This is a genomic window from Lactobacillus sp. XV31L (assembly GCF_059900865.1).
On sequence record NZ_JBWXGC010000009.1, the window covers coordinates 55,270 to 79,315 of the forward strand.

24 protein-coding genes and 1 pseudogene are annotated in these 24,046 nt (G+C 40.8%); 6 read left to right on the forward strand and 19 right to left on the reverse strand.

All coding sequences use genetic code 11. From position 1 onward, the window contains the following. Positions 1-91: 91 nt before the first annotated feature. The 17 genes and pseudogenes from AC2JF7_RS07100 to AC2JF7_RS07180 form a co-directional block, all read right to left on the reverse strand. Positions 92-1,027: an AAA family ATPase gene (locus AC2JF7_RS07100; RefSeq protein WP_500727990.1), complete on the reverse strand. Its 936-nt coding sequence runs from the start codon at positions 1,025-1,027 to the stop codon at positions 92-94. Positions 1,028-1,129: 102 nt separating this feature from the next. After that, positions 1,130-1,804 carry a 2,3-bisphosphoglycerate-dependent phosphoglycerate mutase gene (locus AC2JF7_RS07105; RefSeq protein ID WP_500727991.1) on the reverse strand — a complete coding sequence of 225 codons (675 nt, stop codon included), beginning with the start codon at positions 1,802-1,804 and terminating at the stop codon, positions 1,130-1,132. A 3-nt stretch (positions 1,805-1,807) separates the two neighbouring features. Then, positions 1,808-1,990, reverse strand: a complete 183-nt coding sequence (locus tag AC2JF7_RS07110; protein WP_500727992.1) for a hypothetical protein — start codon at positions 1,988-1,990, stop codon at positions 1,808-1,810. 10 nt (positions 1,991-2,000) lie between these two features. Beyond that, complete coding sequence (locus tag AC2JF7_RS07115; RefSeq protein WP_500727993.1) at positions 2,001-2,891, reverse strand: cation diffusion facilitator family transporter; 891 nt, start codon at positions 2,889-2,891, stop codon at positions 2,001-2,003. A 57-nt stretch (positions 2,892-2,948) separates the two neighbouring features. After that, positions 2,949-3,629, reverse strand: coding sequence for a histidine phosphatase family protein (locus tag AC2JF7_RS07120; protein WP_500727994.1), 681 nt, complete (start codon positions 3,627-3,629; stop codon positions 2,949-2,951). 167 nt (positions 3,630-3,796) lie between these two features. Continuing rightward, the gene (locus AC2JF7_RS07125; protein WP_500727995.1) at positions 3,797-4,453 is read right to left on the reverse strand and encodes an ATP-binding cassette domain-containing protein; all 657 of its coding nucleotides are present in this window, start codon (positions 4,451-4,453) and stop codon (positions 3,797-3,799) included. 11 nt (positions 4,454-4,464) lie between these two features. Then, positions 4,465-5,121 carry a hypothetical protein gene (locus AC2JF7_RS07130; protein ID WP_500727996.1) on the reverse strand — a complete coding sequence of 219 codons (657 nt, stop codon included), beginning with the start codon at positions 5,119-5,121 and terminating at the stop codon, positions 4,465-4,467. Further along, on the reverse strand, positions 5,118-5,801 hold the full coding sequence (locus tag AC2JF7_RS07135) for a hypothetical protein (RefSeq protein WP_500727997.1): 684 nt from the start codon (positions 5,799-5,801) through the stop codon (positions 5,118-5,120). The genes AC2JF7_RS07130 and AC2JF7_RS07135 overlap by 4 nt, the downstream gene beginning before the upstream one ends. Beyond that, on the reverse strand, positions 5,788-6,579 hold the full coding sequence (locus tag AC2JF7_RS07140; RefSeq protein ID WP_500727998.1) for a hypothetical protein: 792 nt from the start codon (positions 6,577-6,579) through the stop codon (positions 5,788-5,790). Before AC2JF7_RS07140 ends, AC2JF7_RS07135 begins: the two co-directional genes overlap by 14 nt. Positions 6,580-6,650: 71 nt before the next feature. Then, complete coding sequence (locus tag AC2JF7_RS07145) at positions 6,651-7,106, reverse strand: DUF2712 domain-containing protein (RefSeq protein WP_500727999.1); 456 nt, start codon at positions 7,104-7,106, stop codon at positions 6,651-6,653. A gap of 367 nt (positions 7,107-7,473) precedes the next feature. Next, on the reverse strand, positions 7,474-8,337 hold the full coding sequence (locus AC2JF7_RS07150; RefSeq protein WP_500728000.1) for an Rgg/GadR/MutR family transcriptional regulator: 864 nt from the start codon (positions 8,335-8,337) through the stop codon (positions 7,474-7,476). Between the two features lie 348 nt (positions 8,338-8,685). Beyond that, on the reverse strand, positions 8,686-8,919 hold the full coding sequence (locus AC2JF7_RS07155) for a hypothetical protein (protein ID WP_500728001.1): 234 nt from the start codon (positions 8,917-8,919) through the stop codon (positions 8,686-8,688). Positions 8,920-8,966: 47 nt separating this feature from the next. Beyond that, positions 8,967-9,530 (reverse strand): hypothetical protein, encoded by a 564-nt coding sequence (locus AC2JF7_RS07160; protein WP_500728002.1) that lies wholly within the window; start codon positions 9,528-9,530, stop codon positions 8,967-8,969. Beyond that, the gene (locus AC2JF7_RS07165; protein ID WP_500728003.1) at positions 9,530-9,928 is read right to left on the reverse strand and encodes a hypothetical protein; all 399 of its coding nucleotides are present in this window, start codon (positions 9,926-9,928) and stop codon (positions 9,530-9,532) included. Before AC2JF7_RS07165 ends, AC2JF7_RS07160 begins: the two co-directional genes overlap by 1 nt. A gap of 88 nt (positions 9,929-10,016) precedes the next feature. Continuing rightward, a complete protein-coding gene (locus AC2JF7_RS07170) occupies positions 10,017-10,697 on the reverse strand; it encodes a hypothetical protein (protein ID WP_500728004.1) in 681 nt (226 codons plus the stop codon). After that, positions 10,694-11,314 (reverse strand): ABC transporter ATP-binding protein, encoded by a 621-nt coding sequence (locus AC2JF7_RS07175; RefSeq protein WP_500728005.1) that lies wholly within the window; start codon positions 11,312-11,314, stop codon positions 10,694-10,696. Before AC2JF7_RS07175 ends, AC2JF7_RS07170 begins: the two co-directional genes overlap by 4 nt. A gap of 420 nt (positions 11,315-11,734) precedes the next feature. After that, positions 11,735-14,330, reverse strand: a pseudogene (locus AC2JF7_RS07180) (cation-translocating P-type ATPase). A 389-nt stretch (positions 14,331-14,719) separates the two neighbouring features. Between AC2JF7_RS07180 and AC2JF7_RS07185 the strand changes: the two are divergent. After that, positions 14,720-15,427 carry a TatD family hydrolase gene (locus tag AC2JF7_RS07185; protein ID WP_500728006.1) on the forward strand — a complete coding sequence of 236 codons (708 nt, stop codon included), beginning with the start codon at positions 14,720-14,722 and terminating at the stop codon, positions 15,425-15,427. 52 nt (positions 15,428-15,479) lie between these two features. Here AC2JF7_RS07185 and AC2JF7_RS07190 read toward each other — a convergent pair whose 3' ends face one another. Both AC2JF7_RS07190 and AC2JF7_RS07195 read right to left on the reverse strand, forming a co-directional pair. Next, positions 15,480-16,115, reverse strand: coding sequence for an SdpI family protein (locus AC2JF7_RS07190; RefSeq protein WP_500728007.1), 636 nt, complete (start codon positions 16,113-16,115; stop codon positions 15,480-15,482). Then, positions 16,108-16,380 (reverse strand): autorepressor SdpR family transcription factor, encoded by a 273-nt coding sequence (locus AC2JF7_RS07195; RefSeq protein WP_500728008.1) that lies wholly within the window; start codon positions 16,378-16,380, stop codon positions 16,108-16,110. Before AC2JF7_RS07195 ends, AC2JF7_RS07190 begins: the two co-directional genes overlap by 8 nt. Positions 16,381-16,774: 394 nt before the next feature. On the opposite strand from AC2JF7_RS07195, the gene AC2JF7_RS07200 reads away from it, so the two are divergent. The 5 genes from AC2JF7_RS07200 to AC2JF7_RS07220 all read left to right on the forward strand — a co-directional run bounded on the left by AC2JF7_RS07200 (position 16,775) and on the right by AC2JF7_RS07220 (position 23,423). Further along, positions 16,775-17,431, forward strand: coding sequence for an HAD family hydrolase (locus tag AC2JF7_RS07200; protein ID WP_500728009.1), 657 nt, complete (start codon positions 16,775-16,777; stop codon positions 17,429-17,431). A 37-nt stretch (positions 17,432-17,468) separates the two neighbouring features. Then, on the forward strand, positions 17,469-18,053 hold the full coding sequence (locus AC2JF7_RS07205; RefSeq protein ID WP_500728010.1) for a DJ-1 family glyoxalase III: 585 nt from the start codon (positions 17,469-17,471) through the stop codon (positions 18,051-18,053). Positions 18,054-18,328: 275 nt separating this feature from the next. Then, positions 18,329-21,073, forward strand: coding sequence for an SLAP domain-containing protein (locus AC2JF7_RS07210; RefSeq protein WP_500728011.1), 2,745 nt, complete (start codon positions 18,329-18,331; stop codon positions 21,071-21,073). Positions 21,074-21,477: 404 nt separating this feature from the next. Beyond that, positions 21,478-22,158: an ABC transporter ATP-binding protein gene (locus tag AC2JF7_RS07215; protein WP_500728012.1), complete on the forward strand. Its 681-nt coding sequence runs from the start codon at positions 21,478-21,480 to the stop codon at positions 22,156-22,158. Next, complete coding sequence (locus AC2JF7_RS07220) at positions 22,158-23,423, forward strand: ABC transporter permease (RefSeq protein WP_500728013.1); 1,266 nt, start codon at positions 22,158-22,160, stop codon at positions 23,421-23,423. Before AC2JF7_RS07215 ends, AC2JF7_RS07220 begins: the two co-directional genes overlap by 1 nt. Positions 23,424-24,046: the final 623 nt, after the last annotated feature.

Sequence of the window (24,046 nt, forward strand, 5' to 3'; positions counted from 1 at the left end):
GAGTGCTATTGACCTCTATTTTGCCAAAACAAAGAGGAGTTAGACCCACATAAAACGTGAATCTAACTCCTCTTTTTACTTTTTATATTAGTTACCAAATATGAAGCAATCGGTCTGCTTGCAGCTTGTTCAAGTTAAACTGGTGAACATGCTGCGGTCTGCTCTGGGGATACTCGACCGTGAAATCAGCCAAATTGATTAGACCCGTGGAATATGTCCACACGCCCTTAACCTTCTTGATCGGATCCAGCATCTCATTTCTCACTGGATAAGCCGAAATCAGAAAGTGCTTATGGTGAAACTTAAAAACAAAGTAAGGCAAGCGGAATTCATCAATGATTTCTTCCCTAGTCTTGCCGATTGTCACAACATTACGATAAGTCCCATATTTTTCTGTAAACTTGTCATTAAATGAAAAGTAAAAATTAGAAATATGAACGTGGGGAAAGTCCTCTTCGGGAACTTGGTCAGGAACCGCAAAAACATGGGCGTAGTGGTCCAAGTTGCTTTCTCGCTGCGATAGCGCCCGGTTCAACTGGTTGGGGTTAATAATATGCGCCCACTCTGGAAGGTGCATGTTTTCCTGGTAACTCAGGTACATTTCCTTCACCACATGGGGCTTGACCCAGTCATATTGCTTACGAATTTCATTGCGGCTTAACAGATTCTGCAAGGTCTTGTGGTACATTAAATCAACCACAAACACCTCATACCGGTATCGTTCAACCCACGGCTGGTAATGTTCAATGTTCTCCTTGAAAACATGTGTACTGTCGACAATAACCGTTTCGCCGCGTTTCATTTTTTCTTCAACGAGATAGTCCACCATTCGCTCCGTCTGCTCATTTGCATACCGCGGAATCACTTGATGTAAGCAGTCGGTGTCTTCTTCATAATAATAAGTTAAATTCGCCAATAATAATCTTATTTGATCGCGACTAATCGCATAGGGCTGTAGATGATGACGAGCAATGAAGGAAGATTTACCGGAGCCGGGTGCGCCTCGTAATAAAAATATTTTACGCATGCCTTTACTCCAAACTAAGAATGTAAAATTAAATTGATATCATAATAAATTTTAACACATATCTTCCTAATTCCTTAGTCAGAATTAACAAGCACAACAAAATTAGCGTAAAACTTCCTTAGCAATAATTTGCAACGACGAATTAAGGCTGTAAACAATGGGTTCTGCGTTAGGAACTTCAAGTTTGACAATATCACGATCAGAAATGTTTTCCAGCTTTTTAATTAGTGCACGCAGACTTGAGCCGTGCGCTACGACCAGCTGATCTTCGCCCCGCAAAAGCCTGCTGGCAACCTGGTCGCGGTAATAGGGCAAAAGCCGCTGCTGCGTCTGGTAGAGGCTTTCAGACCGGGGCAAGCAGGCAGCGTCACAGCCGTTATAACGGCGACTGGTGACAGGCCGTCCTGCAGGAGGAACAGCATAGAAGCCACGCCGCCAATTCAGAACTTGGTCTTTACCATAAATAGTACGCGATACATCCTTATTGAGGCCGCGCAGCGCGCCGTAGTGGCGCTCATTCAACCGCCAGGTCTTCGTAATTGGCAGGTAGAGGAAGTTGCAAACGTCAGCCACGATATTGGCTGTTACGATTGCCCGCATTAATACGGAAGTATGGATGTGCGTCGGAGCAAAATCGGCAACCTGCTTGATTAAGTATCCAGCGGCGCGGGCTTGCTCTTGACCATTACTAGTGAGGGCAACATCATTCCAGCCAGTATAAACATTGGCAAAGTTGGCAGAGCTTTCACCATGTCTGAGAAGGACCAACTTGACCATGAATCAGTGCACCCAGTGCATAATCAACAGAACAATGCCCAAAACAGTGAAAATCCCGCCTAAGATCATAAATGCCTTGGCCCCACGACCGCCATTTTTTTGGCGCCGATTATAAGCATAGGCCAGATCATACAAGCCTACAATTAAAACGATTATGGCGGTATAAATATTAACTTCTAAACTCATTTCTACCTTATTACTCCTCATATTCGCGGTCAGACACAATCATTTGATTATTTTTGCCGCGCTCGCATTCAGCCTGAAAATTAATATGGTTAATTCCCAGTGCCTGCAACTTTTGACTGATTGCCTGCGTTAATAGTTCAAACTCGCTGGCTCGCAGTTCTCCACTAACATTAACATGCGCATCCAGCATAACGTAGCGGTCGCTATAACGCCACACGTGCACGTGGTGGATGTTTTTGATTTCTGGAAAAGACAAGACAATCTGGTTGACTTGGTCAAGGTCAATGTCAGGGTTGGATTCCATCAAGACATTGGCCGCCTTGAGCGTAAGCAAGCAGGCTTCACGAAAGACGAAAAGCGACACAAGCATTGTCATAAAGGGGTCTAGCCAGGTAATGTGCCAAAAATAGATGAAAATAGCACCAACTACAACCGCTACACTGGAGAGTGCATCACTCAACATGTGAATGAAGGTAGAGCGCACATTCAAGTTATCCTGCCCTTCCTGGTGCATAACCCACATTGAAATCAAGTTGGCCAGCAAGCCAATGACTGACACCACTAGCATAATGCCGCCACTGATTTGGGTTGGCTGCCAAAAGCGTTCAATAGCTTCAAAGAACAACATCACGCTAATGAGAATAAGAATTATTCCATTTGTAAATGCAGCAAGAGTCTCCGCCCGGTCGTAACCAAAGGTCTTCTTTTGGTTGCTAGAGCGGTTGCTAATCAGATGAGCCACAAAGGAAATAACAATCGCACCGACGTCGCTCAAGTTGTGGACCGCATCTGACAATAGCGATAATGACCCTGAGACGAAGCCGCCGATGAACTCCGCAATGGTGATAACAACGTTGAGTGCCGTTACATACGCATAACGCTTAGTTGTATGATCTTTCATTCTTTCTTTTCCTCTCGTTATTATTGTAACAAAAAATCCTACTTGTACAGTAGGATTCTACATATCTTCTGCGTCAACATTATAGTCAACAATTTCAAAATGGCCGTCATTATAGAGAAGACCACGGGTCACGCTGCCATTTTCTGGAAAAACAATGTCGTGCAAACCATCACTCTGGTTCCAGTACTTGATACCAAGTGTCTTAATAAAGTCACCGTGCGAGACAATTAGAACGCGTTGATCATTCTGGGTTAGACTGTGCAAAACGGCAATTGCACGCTCCATGCGCTCATCTAATTCTTCCTTGTTTTCCGCTAAATGACGCGGGTCAGCCTTCTTAGTTGCTTCCCGGAATTCGTATATACCTACTTTGTTGATAATCTTGGTAACATCATTTTCTGGGCCAATGCCAGCAGCTTCAGCAACCTGTTCCCAGGTATCCTCGATGTCATCGCCTTCAAAAGAGCCAAAGAATACTTCGCGAAATTCTGGCAGCTTTTTGATTTTGCCGATTTCTGAAACTTGGTTGGCCTCCTTCATCAAGTGAACGGTGTCAATTGCACGCTTCAAGTCGGAAGAATACATATTGTCAAAGTGGACCTGTCCAAGCGCTAGTGCTGTCCTCTTCAGGTCATTAATGCCCTTAACAGTAAGGGGCGAGTCGCACCACCCTTGCACCTTGTCCAGCTGGTTAAACATCGTTTCGCCGTGCCGGATTAAATAAACTTCTGTTGCCAATTCGTATTCTCCTCCCTTGTTGATATTGTTGGTAAATGATAACATATCTCACTTATAAAATAAATACTCAAATTGGTCAAGAATAACTTCCGTAATTCTATTTGAAATGAATATTAAAACGCCATCTTGCGAGATGGCGTTTTTTGGTTGCTAAAATAGCGATTAAATCAAGCCGGTTTGGCAACTGCTTTTTTTGAAATTATTTGACCAGCATCTAGTTCATAAAATTCATCTGCAATTGACTTAATTACCCGGTCATCATGACAGGCAATTAAAATTGTCCGCCCTTTTTGACGCAGTTCAAGCATCAATTCTTCAAAGATTTTAATCGATGCTTTATCTAGTCCGTTAGTAGGCTCATCCAGAACCAATAGCTCTTGCTTTTCCATAAAAGCTTGGACAATTGCTAGTTTCTGGCGCATACCTAGCGAAAACTTCTTTACCTTCTTGTCCTTCACTTTATCTAAACCGAACACTTGCATGGCAGCCAAAATTTCTTCATTGCTTACTAGATTTTTGATAGCAGCTAGATACTGGAGATTTTTCAGGGCTGTATAAGAAGTAATAAAGCCTGGCGTTTCAATGATGGCACCTACATTAGCCGACCGTTCAGTATTAAGCCCAATAGTTTGACCCTTAAGCGTAATCGTTCCACTATCGGTTTTGACGAGACCCAAAATAGCACGAAACAGCATGGTCTTGCCCGAGCCATTTGAGCCAACAAAACCAGTAATCGTGCCTGGTTCCACCGCAAAATTGATATTTCGCAGGACAGGCTCATTCTTAATCGTCTTTGTAACATCCGTTAATTCTAAAAAGCTCATTGATTGTCTCCTTATTTTGTTTCAATGTTTTTGTTTATCTGATTTAAAAGCAAGCCCAGAATAAGCAGCCAACCGCAGTTACTTAGCGTTGATACCCAAGTTACCTTAGTGGTTAATAGCATTAGGTAATTTGTTTTTAATGCCAAGCACGCAATAACAACTATGATGCCCATAATCCAGCCCAAGATCGGCTCAACCACTGAAGCTAAAAGCAGCAACAAGGTAAAGGCGGTTAAGCTTAGACACAGGCTAGCAAATAGGCGCAAGCTGAACAGCAAGGTGATATTCCCTCTAGTAAAAATAGCAAGCATCCCTAAAAAGAACAAATTATATAAAAATGCAAAAACTATCGTAGTTAAAAAGCAATTTTGCAAAATCGTTGTTCTTTTTTCATTTCTGACTACTACTAGCGGATTAGCTACTAAAAACTTTTCTTGTAAGCTAGTAAGCAAATAGAATTCCCCACCCAAATAATATAATATCCATGCCAAGTTCCCCATAATTCCTTGTACTCCAACCAGTTGGTAGGTAGTGAATATGTTGTGCTGGGGCGTAAAGTTGGTAAAATTGCAATATTGCCACCAAAAAAACAGCTGGAAAAAAAGCATGATACCCTTGCCTAAACGATTTGAGGAGAAAATCTCATTCCCATAAATTCGCCATTTCATAAGCGCTCACTCCGAAGAAATCGCTCAATACTAATATGCCAGCATATTAGTATGACTCCCAGCATTAAGATCATTTGGAAGAGTAATCTGTATCCATCACCTTGAAGCAAAAATTCGCTATTAATTAGTGCACTAAGCAGTTTATTGTGCATCATAATGGTTGATGACAAAACAACCACAGCATAAACAAGGCAGTTAACAAAGACATAATTCAATTTTGACAAGAACAAGTGAATTAATAAAATGATGCTTTGGAAAAAGAGAAGATTTTCAAAGGCAACTGCCCCAGTTAAGATAAGCGGCCACCAATAAATTTTATCTACTGCTGGATCCGCAAGAACAAAAGTCTCTAGGACCGCCACTGCACTGATGCTTGTCCATAAACTACTGAACATTATCCAATAGAGCACCGTCTTGACCCAATCTTCCTTTCGCTGCTGTCGAATCTGTTCAAAAATGCGGGGAATTGGTCGGACTACTGTGATATACAAGACATTGATAAAGGCGATCACGGAGTAAAAAGAATTGGGTAACAGGAGCTGGTAGATTACAGCCCTTTTTCCAAGACCACGCGCCAGGCCAGTACGCGCATAAAAAATAATCAACAAACTGAAGGCAATGATATTGATCAGCAAAAGTCGGCGCGCATTTGCCTTTACCAAGTGCTTAATTGAGTACATCTTGCTTGACCTGTTTCCACGTTATCATAGTGATTGCACCAGTAATAACTACAAAATAGCCCAACAATATATATATATCATAAAAATACGTATTGCTACTTGTTGGCGCTAACAATGAATTCAGTGATGCCTCTATTTCACCAGTCAGTCCTCCAACTAAAATAGTCAAAAACATCAAGATAAAAGAAGCGATTATTTCCACACCATTAGGAACATTGTAGTAAGAAGCTGCTAGTCCAATTAGACTAAAAAGTCCACTAAACAAAAAGACAATTAGAATCGTACAAAACCAAAATATTAAAATGTGGTGCATAAACAAATTATATCCCCAGCCACTAGGATCAATAATCTGAATATCAGGACTTTTTGGAAGATTAGCCACATTATAATTCAAAAAGAAGTAGCCTGCTTCAATCAGCAAGGGCAAAACGCCTACTATACCTCCAACTATGAAGGAACTTGCAGTAGTAGATAAAATGTACTGCTTTTTGCTTTTTCGACTTACTAGTACACTCAATCGGTGATTGCGCTTATCTTCTTGATAGGTACTGCTTGCAGCCAGCCCGCACATTAAAGGAAGAAGCAAATAATAAATCTGAGTACCCATTCCAGTAAAGTCAAAGCCAGTTAAATGCAAAAATGCATTATTCACTACCCGATCAGCATTCATTGGGTTGATTGTGTGGGCTTGCAGTATAATAATTGCCAGCCCAATTAATAGCGCTAGCCAGGTTTGCCAGCGCAAACACATTCTTTGAACTTGTTTTTTAAAATGCATTTGTTTCCCCTTAACACTAAAAGAGAAAATACCCAGATAAAGGATATTTTCCCTTTGATTCGATACAAGACTTAGATGGAATCTGGACTCCATTTACCAGAAGAATGGATTTTAACAAATTCTAAATTAGCAGCTTTGACACCTAATCTAATATTGGTACGTCCATACATTTCATATGCCCTGTTGTATATTTTTACACTCTGGCCTTGCTTAAGAACATATTCACTAGTTCCAATATTTCCACCATTTGCTCTTTCAGTCCAAACAGCAATTTTACCTTTACCTATAGCAGTCGATTTTGCATAACTTCTGCTCTTATCAGTTTTTAGTCTGCTATTAGTGTATACATTCCCTTGTAATTTAGGCATATTAAAATCCCAACTCGAGTCGGTATAATTATTTCGCAAAAGCACTGAAGTATCTTGCTCCAAGTTATTATCTTCATTTTCATCGGCTAGTACTAGGCATGAAGAACCTATTGACAGCATTACTCCAGCTAAAGCTGATAATATAAATCTCTTTTTCATAATATATACTCCTATATTTAATAAAATTACAAGTCATAGCTCGAGAATATGATCAAAATTCACTAATCTATGTTTGTTTCTGATTGCCATGAATGTAAAGCCTTAAAATAGGATCCATATGCTCTTCACTCACTATTAAAAGTTTAACATCTTAAAGTATAATAAAATCTGCTTGTTCAATATAATGAACAATATAGTAGATAATTTAAAAATTAATTTTGCTTTCAGTTGTGAAAATGCAATTTTTGTGGATACTTATCTAGGAAATATATTAGAATTCTTAAAAATATAACTCAAAAATTCGTTCTTTATAGTGAACGTCTATCCTTTTTTTCTAAAAACAATAGTATTATCGTAGTAGTTTAGATTATTGGATTTGATATATCTGCTTTACACGTAAAAAAATCTTCTTCGTAATTGCCCTGAAGTGGTCCATCCCAAGGTAATCTAACAGCGAGAAATAATTGTTAGCGATTTTCGTCTCATCCTTTGTTTCAATATACTGCAATAATTCAAGGGCAAACTTTAAACGCAACTTTTGGAATAAAAACTCATCTTTAATCTTGATGTCATCAATTAGGGGGAGGAGTCTTCGCGCATTCTGATAATCGTCATAGATTAAGGCAAAGGCCGCATTAAGTATGGTAATAAGAGCAGCGCGCTGCCATTTCTCATCGCTCTTATCCTGTTTTTCAACAAACTTTGCAAGCAATCTCTTAGTAAACGCGACTATCTTGCGCCCCGGCAAGAGAAACAAGGTATTGCCAAAGATGAATATGTCCTCGTAGTACCACTCAGCAATATTCGACAATATTTCTTCGAGGTGCTCAACGTCATCGGGCAAAAATAAATTTTCCCCCGTGTCGGCCTTCAAATAGTGGCACGAAATCGCAGCACTCAGCAGAAGATTTCTGCTGTCAGGATTACTTCTGCTTTGCCTGAGGTACTTAACCGCAAGTTTCTTCAGCTCCTGATCGTCATCATTATCATAAGCGGCATTGATAGCATCAATATTTGTATCATTGCTTATGACATCGTCAACCAGTTCTGTCACTTTGATATTCATTCTTTTGAGCATCGCAATAACTTTAACAAAGGGCATGTTGCCTTGGCCGCATTCCCAGTTGTAAAGTGCAGTCTTGGAAGCAACACCGCTAGAAGCAAAATCTAAACTATAGTTTTTCCCTTCCCTTAATTGTTTAAATCTTTTACCATATATTTTATCGTGCATGGAGGTACCTCAAATGAAAAAAGTATTTATTTATTCTATTATCGCAATCACTCTCGAAAATGCTATGATAGTAGTCCCAAGATCACTTGATTTATTAAAGAACATGATTGCTTTTTCATGTTAGTTGCAGTTTAACATTTTTCTAGGAAGCGCTGTCAAGAAATTAAATTAATTATAACAAAGGGTTGCCTTAAAGCTTGCTGTTTAGGCAAGCTTTTTATGTTTGCTCCATTTATTTTAATAATCTAAAAACGCTACCTAGGCAAGATAGCGTTTTATTATTTATTCAAATAGAAGCATAGGTTTAGAAAATATTATATGCCAGACATAAAGAATACGATTGCTCCACTAATACCTTTTTCTTCGATCAAACAGGGTAATCAGGCCTATGAGCAATAAAATTGAAGCAAGCAAAATAATAATACCTGTGTTGAAAGTAAGCGCTGCGTTCTGATACCTCATGCTGAGGTTGCCCGTGACCACATCTACTGTATTATTGAGGCCCCAAAAGCAGCCAACAGTCAAAACTAAGCCAGCTCCGATTTTCGTGACCGTTAAATTATTTCGTTCAATTGGCAGCACCCAATCGGTGTCCAGCTTCTGCCGGTAAGAATCCGTCAGAAGCAGGGTCAGAAGAAATAAAGCAACCAGAGTAAAACGTAGGGCAAATACTGCTGGTTAAGCTGCATTAGGAACTGCAACCCCGTAATCGGCATGTCCTGACTTTCATATGCAAGTGGGCGGTGACGCAGGTAGTCGAAGAACTTTAACTTTTTGTCAATCTCTAAGCTTAGCTGGGGATCAGCCTCAGCCTTATCTTGAGCCACATAGTGCTGTTCCACTTTCTTCTGCTGCCACATAATCCGATATGCGGTAGCCCAATCTGCCCTATTGGCGGCGTCCAGGACGCGTTGGTCCCGCCTAACCACCTTCTCATTGTCAGTGATAGCCGCTTTCGTATCATCATAAAGTTCTGGTTTAGCTCGATAGCGACCCAGCAACTTTTTTTGCCGGTTGATTTCTTTTTGAAAGTATTCAATTTCGTCCTTAGCTCCGGCTTGCAGGGAATAATTGGGCGCAGTCCGATTATTCATAACCAAAGCAATCACCATCAGCGTGACCAAAAGGGCGAGGCAAACGGGCGTTAATTTGTTCTTGAAGACTTTTTTAAGTTGAAAAGACAAGTAGGACATCACACGCTCGCCTCGCTTTTGTGCTTAACAATAGTTGCGCGATCAAGCAGCAGCATCGCCAAGAGCAAAATGGCCGTTCCTATGATCAGCGTCACGACGCCGCTAGCAAAGTTGATGCCTGCCTTGTTCATCTCATACGCTGTGGTACCCGAAACAATTTTTAATGTATTGAAGTACGTGCTGGGCAGCCACTGTGCAATCTTTTGCAAGGGCTCAATCACTAATGTGGCAAGGCTGCCGCTCACCAGGAGCAGGAGTGCAGTTAAGAGCGTTGGCAACTGATTGCGGAAGATCCGTGCAACTAGCTGGACGAAGAGGACGATAAACACAAAGTCCAGCAGCTGTAAAATAAGCGCTTGGGCAAACAAGCTAGCTGCCGGAAGAATTCCCGGAACCATTTGACCACCTACCTGGTGATGAACGATATAAGGGTAATCGAGTCGTCAGGTGCCAAAAATGGCGGAAGCACCGGTAAAGGCCAATAAATTAAATAAGAAGAAAAATCAAAACATTAATTACCAGGCCAGCAGCTCCATTAATCAAAAGATTTTGCATCCTGCTCAATGGTAAAAGTGTTGAGGTGTCAAGCCCATTCTTATAGGAAGAAGTGAACAGATAGGTCAAGATAAAGACCATCACCAGACTAAAGAGCAGCGGCCAATAAGTTTCATTCAGCTGCAGAAGAAACTGGACACCCGTGACTGATGCATCGCTTTCGTATGGCATTGGGTGGTCCTTGAGATATGCAAATCGCAGCCTGGTCTTTTTAACCCAGTCTTTTTCCGTAGGACTCAAATTAGTTTCTTTGGTTTTACGCATTTGCACAAGCTTTGCTGCGTAAACTTTCTGCCAGCGCCCGTGATTGATATCTGCGACAAAAGCCTGATTCTTTTTCAATTCCCCTTCAATCTTCTTAATTTCTCGTGCGGTTGTCTTGTATGATTGCCCTTTGGGCGAATACCGTTTGAGAACCCGCTTATTTTCAATCAAAAACCTTTTCTGCAAGACGATCTGACTTTGGGCCTCACCTTTTAGCGAGTTGCCACTTCTAAGCAAGTTGGCATTCATGTACAACAGACCAAAAGAAAGCAGCAGAATAGCTAACGCAACAACTGTTAAGTTGTGCTTACTGACTTTTTTAAGTTGGAAACAAAAATACGAGCTCATTGTGTCACCTCGTGCATCACCTGCTTTTGCAAAACGAGCCGGTGCAAGTTGGTCACCTTGATCTCGCTGCTATAGTGCGAGGTTAAAATGATGCACTTGTTTCGCCGAGTAACTTCTTCATCTAGCCGATCGTATAGCAATGCCCGACTTTCCTCATCTAAGCCGTTGATAATCTCATCCATCAAGTAATATTTAGCTCCGCTGACCAAATACATAGCCACAATTAGCTTCTGTTTCATGCCAAGCGAATATTTTCTGATTGGAACCTTGGCATAGTTACGCACACCCAGGAAAGCCATCTCTTGGTCTAAATCAACTTCAGATTGCCACTGCCTTTGCACAAATTTTAGGTAATCAAGGCTATTCAAGCTGTCGTTTAGCCACTCATTGCTTTCAAAGAAGAAGAGCTGGCGCTTATTCTTGGCGTAGGGTTGATTGTCAAGGGTGACATCTCCCGAAGAAATTGGAATCAGATCAGTAATGGCACGCAGAAAACTGGTCTTACCCGAGCCATTTTCTGCAGCAATTTGGTAGAATTGACCCGGTTCAAACTGGTAGGAAAAATCCTGCAGAATTGGTTGTCTGGTCTTGATTGACAAATTATTAATAGTTAACATGGCTGGCTCCTTATGTTAATAATAGTTTAATCAAAAAATGATAGGACAAGTAAAACACCCTACTATAAATATTCATTAGATTTGCATTTGCGCAAATACTAGGTAAAAGAAATCTATTAATTTCAATATCCGATTTCTTCTACTGACTCTAAGATAACATACAATTAAATAAAAGCTGTAATAAATTTTGAAGTATGTCCTAAAAGTTAGATACCTTTTTGTGATTAACTTTATTATGGCAAGTAAAAGACTTAACTAAACTGGCAAATATCATTTTTTGAAAGTCGAATTTAATTTCTAGTAAGTAAAAACAATCTAGCATAAATATGAAAACATTGACTATGGACTGCTATATTATGCAAGCAAAAAAGCCCATTCCCATCAGGGAATAGACTTGAATTTTGACTTTATTTAATCAGCTTACATCTTATTCTTGTTCACTAGCGATGTTATGCGCTTATTCAATTCTAGCACTAGCGTGGGCAGCAAGCTACCTGCCAAAACAACTAGCCAGCCTTGTATAGGCAGAGTAGTTAGTTCAACAAAGTTGCGCAAGCCTGGCACCAGTGCAAGCGCTAAAACTAGTATAATTCCTATGGCTAAGCCCCAATTCAATAGTGGGTTGCTCTTAAATGTAGCCCAACTAATTGGCTGAGTATCCTTAATGGCATAAATATCAATCATTGATCCGAGTGCTAAGACCAAGAAGACTAAGGTCATACCCGTTTTTGCCGAACCTGATGTGAGTACGAAGCGTCCCCATGCATACACACCTAAAGTTAAGCAGGTAAAAGTAAGAGCGCGCACGATCATTCTTTGCATCAAGCCCCGAGCCAGGATGCTTTCTCCGTTTGCAATCGGATTTTGCTTCATTAGAAGTAGTTCGCCTGGTTCTTGGCTAATGAAGAAGCCGGGAATACCATCAGCCACAGCATTAATTATTAGCAGTTGTTCAGCCAGCAAGGCAGGACCCCAACCCAGCAACGCTGTAATTATCATCAGGAATATTTGGGCAAAATTGACCCCAACCAAAAACTCAACGGCCTTAATTATATTTTGGTAAACCGTTCTCCCTTCTTCAACAGCCACAATAATCGTAGCAAAATTATCATCGGTCAGAATCATGTCCGCAGCCTCTTTGGCTACTTCAGTACCAGTGATTCCCATTGCGATACCAACATCGGCTGCTTTTAAGGCTGGGGCATCGTTTACGCCATCGCCAGTCATCGCAACGGTCTTGTCCAGATCTTGCCAGGCCTGTACTATGCGAATTTTATCGCTAGGCGTTACCCGGGCATAAACGGCAATATCAGGAACTTGTTCTATTAGTTCAAGATCAGTCATCTGCTGCAGGTCACTACCCGTCATTGCCCTTTTTTTACTATCCAAAATGCCGATTTCTTCTGCAATTGCTTTAGCCGTTTCCAAGTGGTCGCCAGTAATCATGATTGTTTGAATTCCTGCCTGTTTGGCCTCATTCACTGCTGCTGCTACCTCAGGACGGGGGTGGATCAATCAAGCCAACTAAGCCAGCTAGTTCAAGATTTGTATTGATCTTTTCCCAGTCCTTTTCATTCACATCTTCTGGAAGAATTTTATAGCCAACTGCTATGATCCTTAACGCTGCTGCCGCCAATTCATCATGGGCCTGTCGTCCTGCTTCAAGCACTGCATCTTTCTTTAGAGGTAGTCGATCCCAAGCACCCTTAACAATGACTAACTTGCGTCCATCTTGAAGTTGGTGAACAGTGGTCATCATCTTTTTATTAGAATCAAAGGGATCTTCTGCAATTCTAGGTGCTGTCTCTTCCAACTCCTGCCGACTAGTTCCAAGGGCGTCAAGCCAGTTAACAATTGCTATTTCAGTCGCATCCCCCATTGCATGAGTTTTGCCACCAGCTTCAGTAACCTTGGCATTAGTAGCCAGGCCTAGATAGCGGACTAGGTCGCACCCTGCTTGGGGCAGTTCTGCTTTAGCCGACTTAATTCCAGTACTTGGGGTCCAATACTTGGTGATTGACATCTTATTCTGGGTCAGCGTCCCCGTCTTATCCGTAGCAATAATGTCCACATTGCCAATCGTCTCCACTGCACCAACGCGGCGCATAATTGTCCCCTGTGCAGCCATACGCTGCACTCCGTGCGAAAGGCTAATAGTAACAATAATCGGCAAGGTTTCGGGAACTGCAGCAACGGCTAATGACAATCCAACCATCAGACTGTCTGCAACCCCCTTATTTTGAATGCCAATACTGAGGGCAAAAATAATTAAGCCCCCGCAACCGGCAAAAAATGTCATCCACTTGGACAGGTGGTCCAACTTACCCTGCAAGGGTGTTGCCCGTTGCTCTGTTTGGTTTATTAAGCCGGCAATCTTGCCCAGCTCTGTTGCCATTCCTATTTGGCCCACCTGCATTAGAGCACGGCCCCCTACAACTGCTGTTCCTGAATAAACTTTTTGGTCTTCTTTTACTTTATCAGCTTTATGATAAGCCGTTTTGCTAACTACTTCGCTTTCACCAGTTAGAATTGCTTCATCTACGGCCAGGCTTGTTGCACTGATTATTATTCCATCAGCAGGCACTTGGTCACCCACTTTCAGGTGCACCAGGTCCCCTGGAACAAGCTCGACGGCGGCAACAGACATATCCTGTCCATTGCGGCGGACGTTCGTCTGGGGCAGGCTCATTGATTTCAATGCAGCAAGCGATTTTTCTGCTGAAGATTCCTGGTACAAGCCAATTACAACATTAATTACTAAAACTGCCCCAATCACGATGGTCTTGGTCCAGCCGCCCTCACGGAAAAGAGCAAGATATGTTGATAAGGCTACGGCAAATAGTAAGACCAAAGAAGACACATCGCTCAAGTGACGCCAAATCTTCCGGTACAAGGGTACAGGGGCTTTAGCAATTAGCTCGTTGCGGCCAAATTCAGCTCGCTGTCGCTTAACCGCATCATCAGTTAAACCGGACTTGGGGGTTATTTTTGATAGTAGTTCTGTTTTCTGGGACATGCTATTCCTCCATTATTCGATTATTCAGCTGTTTACTAGTAAAATCTGCTCAATCCATCTGAGAGCCTATACACTTGCTGCAAATACTATTTGCTTATGCACAATTTTGTTCATAAGACCTTCTTTTCAATTAAAGTTGTTGCCAGTAAATCCAAATCATATTTCTGTAAAAAACGTACCCTCATTATAACCAGGGGTTAGCTTATATAGCAATAATAATGCCTATGAAACTTTTTTTAGCATAATTGCTGTTCTTTATAAAAAATCTTAAAATTGCGGATTATGTTTTAAAATTAATACGTTCAGCAGGCCAGAAAGTGTTATATTGGGGGCAATTATTCAGTAGAATCCTGACTTCAAAAATTGGATGTAAAAAGGAAGCGCATTAAATGTTAACTGATGCCCACTGTCACCTAGAAAACAATTCAGATCTAGCAAAATTGCAGGTCAGCGACAATATCAAGGCTATTATTAACTGCCAAACGCCCGAAAAATGGAAAATTAATAAGAGCCTTACTAACCAGCAGCCACTTAGCTTTGGGATCCATCCCTGGGACGTCAATAAGTATGACTTCCAGTCTGCCCTGCCCTGCCTTAATCAAGCAGATGTGGTCGGAGAAATTGGTCTTGATAGTGTGTGGACAGATAATGACCTGCAAACTCAGACCGAGGTCTTCAATGCGCAGGTTCGGTGGGCACAAGAAAATCACAAGCCAGTTATTCTTCATACTAAGGGCTGCGAAGCGGCTATTCTAAAGACAATTCGGCACTACTCCAACCGCTATCTTATCCATTGGTATGACTGTTCAGATTACCAGCAAGAATATATTGACCAAGACTGCTATTTTAGTATTTGTCTTGCTTTATTATTTGATCCCTCTGTGAGACAACTAGCACAACTGGTTCCACTAGACCGTCTTTTAGTTGAAACAGATGGCCTAAGTTCCGTTGGCTGGCTGCTTAAAAAGCCAGTTGCCACCACAGACTATCCGTTTATTTTAAAAAAGACATTTGCAGCATTAGCTCAATTGCGCCAAGTTGAAGTTGACGTTCTGACCAAGCAAGTAAATAAAAACTGGTCGCATTTTCTCAAATAACAAAAAAGGAGGCTGATTCCATTGCCGAATCAGTCTCCTCCTGGTTAATATTTTAATATCCGTGCTTGCTTAGCAGATACGAATAAGCCACTGGTACCACGAGCGCGCCAAGCAAAAGTGCAATTACAAGTCCTGCACTATGAAAAACAGAACTTATTATTAACATTAAGCCAGCCAGTATGAAGGTCCAACCAGCCAAGTGATGCGTTTTTTGCCAGTTCACCTTGTTTTCCAGCGTCCACGGAATCCGGATGCCAACACTGTGGTTGGGCCGAATCTTGGGTAAATAATTCCCAAAGATAATAAAAAGCAGGCCTAAAAAAATACTCAATCCAGCTGATAATCTTAAGTGATAACCCAGTACAACCGCGTATAAAGATAGGTTGATTATATTAACTATTACTGGCAGCAGCCAAAAGGTGATCCCAACGATCTTGAAATTAAGGCTTTTAGTTTTGCTTTCGTGTTTAAACGACCACAGCATCACGCATTGCAGCAAAAACATGGCCAAGGGCATGCCGACAACTACCCACAGCTTGCTGCTGAATCCGTTGGGGACATCCGTGGGCCCAAAGTGTGTTGCTATTTTACTAGGTAACTGATTGTATAGAAACAAGCCCACCATTGCTGGCAGCAATATTAGCAAGCTTGAAACAAACGCCGTTTGGCGAAAACTACTTTTACTCATCTTGATTTCCTTTCAAGTCCACAAGCCATGTCATAATTTCTTCTAAAATAGAAGTATTTAACGAATAGTAAATAAAATTTTTTTCGTGCTCTTCGTCAATTAAGTTGGCCTTTTTCAGAACGCTTAAATGGTAAGAAACGGTGGCCTGTGTCATATCAAAATGACTGGCAATTTCTCCAGCTGACATTTGTCCATTCTTCAGCAACTGCAAGATCTTGCGCCTTACCGGATCTGACAAGGCCTTAAAACTAGTTTCAAAACTCACTTATTTCCTTTCTATTTAGATAACATTCTAATTAGATATCAATCTAAATAATACCACGTTTCGGCTAAAACACAATAGCTTAGTAGCGATATCTTATTAATCTAGCCCAGTTTAGTAGAATCCCCTTAGCCGCATCATGCAAAGGAACCTTTCTGCCAAATAAACAAAGTGTATTCGCCTTAATCGGAAAGTTAGGGCGGCAATACAGACAGTTACTGGGGCTCAAAACTGCAAAGCACTTTATTAAAAAGCGTTCAAATAAAACACATTAATTGCGGATAGCATCAAAGGGAGGACGATCACGATCGAATAGGCAAACTTAACCACTAAGACTTTAATTTATACGTTTAGACCGTTATAATCAGGTATAAAGTTAAAGAAAGGTCAACTACACGTGGCAAAATTTGAAACGCTAATTTTTATTCCTGAAGGCAGTTTGCTCAATGAAGGGGTTGCGGAAAGAAACGCGCTCCAGCAAACATTGAGAGCTCTGGGTGGTGACTTTGGCCCCAGCGAGCGACTAAAATATACAGCTTTAGAAAAAGAAAGCAAGATGCTAGGGTTAGAAGACCGGATCGACTTGCTTTTACAGACTTTTTGCAAGCAAAAGATGGAACAAGCGCAGGCAATATTTGCCGAGCAAATCCAAAAGCAAAGCCACTTAGTCAAAGACGCCATTCCTTTTTTAGATGAGGTTAAAGATGAAGTTAAGCTGATTCTGCTGGCTAAGGAAAGCAAACAGACCATCACAGCTCGCCTGCAAGAAACTGAATTGCTAAATTATTTTTCTGCTTCCTATTTTAAAGAAGATTTTACCGAAAAGCTGCCAGATAAAAAAGTGCTAACCACCGTCGTGCAGAAGCAAAACCTAACCCCAGCAAGCTGCCTGGTAATTGGGACAGATTTGGTTGATGAAATTCAAGGGGCAGAAAATGCTAATCTTCAGTCTCTTTGGCTTGCTCCCAAGAAGGTCAAGATGCCGATTGCGCCCCGCCCTACTCTTCACCTTAACAAGCTAAGTGATTTGTTATTTTACCTTGAACTAAACTAGACTATACTAAAGAAAAAAGGATTTGGAGGCATTAATTATGACAAAAGTTGCAGTAGTATTTGCTGATGGTTGTGAAGAAGTTGAAGGCTTAAGCATTATTGACGTATTGCGGCGATTAGGCGTGCAAGCTGATATGGTTGGACTCACTAGCAAGGAAGTTCTTGGCGACCACAAGATCAAATTAACTTGTGACAAAGTAGTCGACGACAGCCTGCTGGATTATGACTTAGTTGCTTTTCCTGGGGGAAAGACAGGAGCAGAAAACCTGCGCGACAATAACAAGTTGCGCCAACTGATGGTTAAGCGAAATGAAGATGGCAAATGGGATGCCGCAATGTGTGCAGCGCCTATCGCCTTTGCACGGTACGGGATTTTAAATGGTGCAGATTACACCTGCTATCCAGGCTTTGACGTGCAAAGCAAAAAGGACGCACCCAGTGGCCATTTCCAAGAAACAATTACGGTAACTGATAAAAAGCACAAAGTACTTACCAGCCGGGGTCCTGCAACTGCCTGGGCGTTTGCTTATGCAATTGCTGAAGCACTAGGTATTGATACTAGGGACTTGAAGCACGGCATGCTCTATGATTACTTAGCTGATAACATTCAAGATAGTTTATAAGCGAATTTTAAATACATAAAAAGACCAAGCAATTCAGTGCTCTCTACCAGTTAGACCTCAATCTAGCTAGTAGGAGCACTTTTTATTTATAATTTTATATTCATCATTGTATAAGCTGCATCACAGCAAGTTGCTTGCTATACCATATATATTTAATAATAGTATAAGAGGCTTTGACTAATATGTTCTTCAGTTCTATAATAAAAAACAGTGTCAAGCTAAATATACATGATAGGAATTAGTATTTAATAAATACTGTTAAGGTAGGCAAAAAAATGACTAAATTATCAAAAAAACATTTAAATAGTAAAAAGGTCCTTCTTACAAGCGTTACAGCAGCTGCATTAAGTATGATTATTCTGTCCAAGCCAGAAACGACTAAAGCAGATACTGCTATTACTGGTAAAGCTAGCGGTCCTATTTATACTAACATTAATCCAACTAGTGCTAGTTCATCCACTAGTGCTAAAGATACTAATGAAACTAGCGCCGATCAAGTCAAGGTGAGGGCCCATTATGTTGACCAAGATGGCAAGCCGATTACTACTGCTCCTGATGAGACTATCACAGGAAAAATTGGTGATACTTACCCCGACAAACAAATTCCTGGTTACGTTCTCATCAGCAAGTCAAGTGCTGATTTTTCTGCTTCAGAAACTGAGGTTACTTATACATACAAAGTAGAAAAAAGGGCTAAAATTATTGTCAAGGATGCAGAGCCCATCGATAGCTGGATGCCCGACAAGAACCTGCAATTTATAGTCGGAAAGGTGTTAGGAAAAGACGCCAATCAAATAACTAAACAAGATATGGCACAGGTTACCGAACTCGAACTTGAAGGAGATTTGGTAACGGATAAAACAAACTATACTAAGGCTATCAATATCCAATCATTAACAGGCCTGGAATATGCTACAAATTTGCAAAAAATCGACTTAGCTCCATCAATAAATTATAACCTTATGCATGGTCTACCTATAATGACACGTAGCCCACTAAGTGACATTAGCGCGCTGGCCAACCTAGATAAACTAAAGAAAGTCGACTTCCAGCTATGTAGTATCAGTGATATTTCAGCACTGGCTAATAAACCTAACTTGACTGAACTAAGTATTAGTTATAATTTCATCAGTGATTTTTCACCTTTGAAGAGCGATCCAAACATTCTCAGTTTTTCATCAGCTTACTTTCAAATTGTCAAAGCACCAACACTTAATGTACCACGTGGAATGACCTCCTATGTCACGGGGCCACATAAGTTTCTGGATATTGATGGCAAGCCTATACCAATTCGGATTGCAAATGACGCAAAGGTTGAAGACCATGCAGTTACGTCATATATAAGCACGCAGCCAGGTACGATTGAAAACGACTTTTATATCCGGTGGGATCTTTCTGGTAAAAGCGTAGGCGATACTGGTTTCATGACCATAAATTATAAGGGTAAGTATTTAGGTAGTTCTGGATATGAATCAGGTGGTTGGCTGGTTATTCCCTTTAAAATTGTGAATGGAGCTGCAGTAACCGTACACTATCAAGATACTGATGGCAATCCAATTGCTCCGGACCAAATTTTAGGAGGCAATATTGGCGACCCTATTCCTGACGCCAAACTTGTTATCAAAAATTACGATCTTAAGGAAGTTCAAGGACCTGCTACAGGCGAATTTAAAAATAATGAGCAAGAAATCATTTACATTTATACTAAAAAACCTCTTCCTAATCCATCTAACCCGTCTAATCCTTCCAATCCGTCTAACCCGTCTAATCCATCTAACCCATCTAACCCATCTAACCCTTCCAATCCGTCTAACCCATCTAACCCTTCCAATCCGTCTAACCCGTCTAATCCATCTAACCCTTCCAATCCATCTAACCCGTCTAACCCATCAAATCCTTCCAATCCGTCTAACCCATCAAATCCTTCCAATCCGTCTAACCCATCAAATCCTTCCAATCCGTCTAACCCATCAAATCCTTCCAATCCATCTAACCCGTCTAACCCATCTAACCCATCAAACCCTTCCAATCCGTCTAACCCATCAAATCCTTCCAATCCATCTAACCCGTCTAACCCATCAAACCCTTCCAACCCGTCTAACCCATCTAATCCGTCCAATCCTTCCAATCCATCTAACCCGTGGAATCCTGGTACCTCATCAAATATTTCAAGTAATGGAAATGACTACCCTGGCAGTGAAATACCAATAATTTCAAATAAGGCTCAAAAAGTCACCTTAATGCATAACGGCTATCTTTACAATAATCAGGGCAGCAGGGCTAACAAAGTCATACTTAAAGCTGGTTCAATTCTTGATGTTTATGGCAATACTACGATCAATGGCAGAAATTATTATATTCTGGTTGATCACGGTGCCAATAATAAAAACTACTTTGTGGCAGCAGGCAATATTGACGCAACCAAACGCACACTAAAGCACAATGCCTTTATTTACAATCAACATGGTAATCGGGTAAAACACTCACAAGTACTCAAAGAAGGCCAAACGATTGCCACTTATGGTGACCCAGTAAATATTAGTGGTAAAAGGTATTTGATTATTGCACCTAATCGCTTCATCAAAATGGCTAATTTTGTGGAACAAACCACTTCAAATAATTCAAGTACAGCAATCATTAATGACAACACTCATAACCTGGTTGAAAAGAAAGTCATGCACAATGCATATTTATACAATAAGCAAGCTAAACGTGATAATGGCTTAATAATTAAGGCAGGTTCATTGGTTAAGACTACTGGTAAAAAGAGCATCAATGGCAAAGACTACTATGAACTGCCTGATGTCCTTTATATCGTAGTAGGCAATATTGATGGCCAAAAACGCAAGCTGAACCACAATGCTTACATTTACAACCAACATGGCAAACGTAAGAACAAGAAAGTTCTCAAAAAGCATAATATGGTAAGAACATACGGTAGCGCAATTACTATTAAAAAGATTAAATATTACATTATTGACAAAAATAAATACGTCAAAAAGGCAAATTTCAAATTGTAATCTGAAATCATAAATTCGTAAGGTGCTCTCAATAACTGAAGAAGTTATTGAGAGCACTTTTAGATTCGTTTCAAGATAATATTCCTTTTTACTTTGTCTAATTTTCAGGAAATAATCAACCTGCTACTCCTGCTGATATTGTGTGTACATGATCAACTCATTTTACTTTATAAGCGCATACTTCGATTAACCATACTAGCTTTACTATTCTTAAACTATATACAACACCAGCCAAAGCAACTTAATAGTTGCTTTTTTGTGTTAACTGAGATACTATTTAGAAAATTATCTAAATAGTATTGAAAATAAAAAGACCAGCTATTAATATTTATCAAAAAAATATTGTCATTTGCTAAAAATGGTGTAATATATATGTATCACACTAATACATAAGGAGTAAAAAAATGAATTTATTAGCAACCAAAGATGTTACGCGCACCTATGGCAAGGGCGCAAGCAAGTTTGACGCGCTGCGCGGCGTCAGTTTACAAATTGATCAGGGTGATTCCGTCGCTATCATTGGTAAGAGTGGTTCAGGCAAGTCAACCCTAATGCACATTATGGCGCTACTTGACCACCCCACTACGGGTAGCGTCCAGTTCAATGATTCTCCTACAGATAAAATCAAAGCCCGAGCCTTAAATAAACTGCGTAACCAAACTTTTGGCTTTGTCTTCCAACAGTTTTTCCTCAATCCCCAAGACAGCGTCCTTGAAAACGTCATGCTGCCGCTGAAGATTGCAGGTGTAACTGGCAGGAAGCGGCGTGAACTGGCTCTAGAAGCTATTCGAACTGTTGACTTGGAAAACAAAGCCCACAACAAGGCAAGTGCTCTTTCCGGCGGTCAAAAGCAGCGTGTCTGCATCGCGCGCGCCTTAGTCAATAATCCCCAAATTATTTTTGCAGATGAACCAACTGGCAACTTGGACTCAACTACGGGAGCAATGGTTGAAAAAACCCTCTTCAAGTTGAATCGGGAAAAGGGCATCACGCTAATTATCGTTACTCATGACCCTGACCTTGCCCAAAAGTGTGACCGCCAAATCCAAATCAAAGACGGCCAAATAGTTAAAGGAGACAAATAATGAAAATCCGTGATCTTTTAAATTCAGCATCCACTAACCTCTGGCACAATAAGGGTCGAACACTATTAACCATTATCGCAGTGCTGATTGGCTCATTGACAATCAGTATTACGATGGGAATTAATAGAGGCGTTAATGACTACTTGAAAAAACAAATTGGCAATGTTGGCAATACTGAACAGATGCTCATTTCTCCCGGCTCTTCAGGTGGTAACAGCAATGCTCCTGAAAAGTATAACCCTAACAAGAGCAACCAAAACAGCGACGGTATGATGACTCAAAAAGACATCCAAAAGATTAAAACAGTTAAGGGCGTGAAAGATGTCAAAGCTTTAAAGGACAGCAGCGTTCAATATGTTCAAGGTCCCAATAAAACCAAGTATGTGCTAGATGCACAAGTAACCTTGGGCGTTGACTATGACTTAAAGGCTGGCCGCCAAGTTGCAACCTCTGGCAAGAGTCAAGAAGTTCTCCTAACTAAGGAGATGGCCCAGGCCTTTGGCTACAAGAGTGCTAAGAACGCTCTTGGCCAAAAGCTGACTTTAGTTACAACTTCTCCTGTTACCAAAAAGGTCACTAAGATAACTGCAACTGTAGTTGGTGTCCGCAACGACAGTATGGTCAGCAGTGGTCAAGGCGTGTACAGCCAAGGATTAAGCGATAAAATTGTTGCCGCCAACCAAGCTGGAATGCCTAAGGCATTACGCAACCGCTACGTTGAAGTTCTTGCCACCCCTACTAGCAAGAATCCAAAGAAAATTGCTGCAATTGAAGCTAAGTTTACCAAAAAAGGCTATAGTGCAATGACGCTGAAAGATGCAGTTAAGCAACTGTTCACCACCTTTAACGCCGCAACTGGCATCTTAATTGTCTTTGGTGCAATCGCACTAGTAGCAGCCAGTTTCGGTGTCATTAACACCCTCTTCATGTCAGTTCGTGATCGAACACGTGAAATAGGTTTAATGAAAGCCCTAGGACTTAGCCGGGGCAAGGTGTTCTCCATCTTCAGCTTTGAAGCTATCCTCATTGGACTCGTTGGTTCAGGCTTAGGTCTCTTATGTGCTATGGGATTGGGGCAAATTTTGAACCGGGCTGCTAGTCAATCCTTCCTCAAAGGCATTGATGGCTTCACCCTAGTTCAATTTAACTGGTCAAGCAGCCTGCTTATTATCGGCATTATCTGCTTGATTACTTTCCTAGCCGGTACTTTACCAGCTAGACGAGCAGCCAAGCTCGATCCAATTACGGCTTTACGGTACGAATAAGATAAATAATATTTAAGGGTGCGTGAGATTTTATTCTCACGCATTAGTTTTTAAAAGAAACTTGGCCAAATCCACGGAAATTATTAGCAAATATAGTTAGTAAAAAAGTAAAGCAGTACTTATAAAAACACCAGGTAATTGAATAAAATCTGGCAAACATGCATTGCAGACTTGAGCCTGCAAAGGTTCCCTAAGCTGCCAAAAAGGCGTTGAGCAATCAAGTTCAGCGCCTTTTCGTACATGATTTTCTATATTGGATGACAAATCTGGTCAGTGGTTGCATAGTTGCGCTTTCTCTTAATTGGTTTTGACTAAGGCCCTTGAAGTCAGCAATAAACCTCACCTAAAAACTTGCATGAATCTCCTTCATGGTAGAGTTGATAGCTGACAGTCATTTGCAAAATCCAGCAGATTAAATTCACTGTTTATGATCACCGCAATTTTGCTCTCTATTTCCAATAAGTCAGAAAACCAAGTGGCTGTAACCAAGGTATCTTAATCATCTAATTAATAATTTAGCCAAAAAAAGAGTACCAAGCTACTTTGTAGCTTGATACTCAATTTTCAAAAGTTTCTGTATCACTATTTTGATAATTTAAACTTTTAATTTAACCAAATTAGAA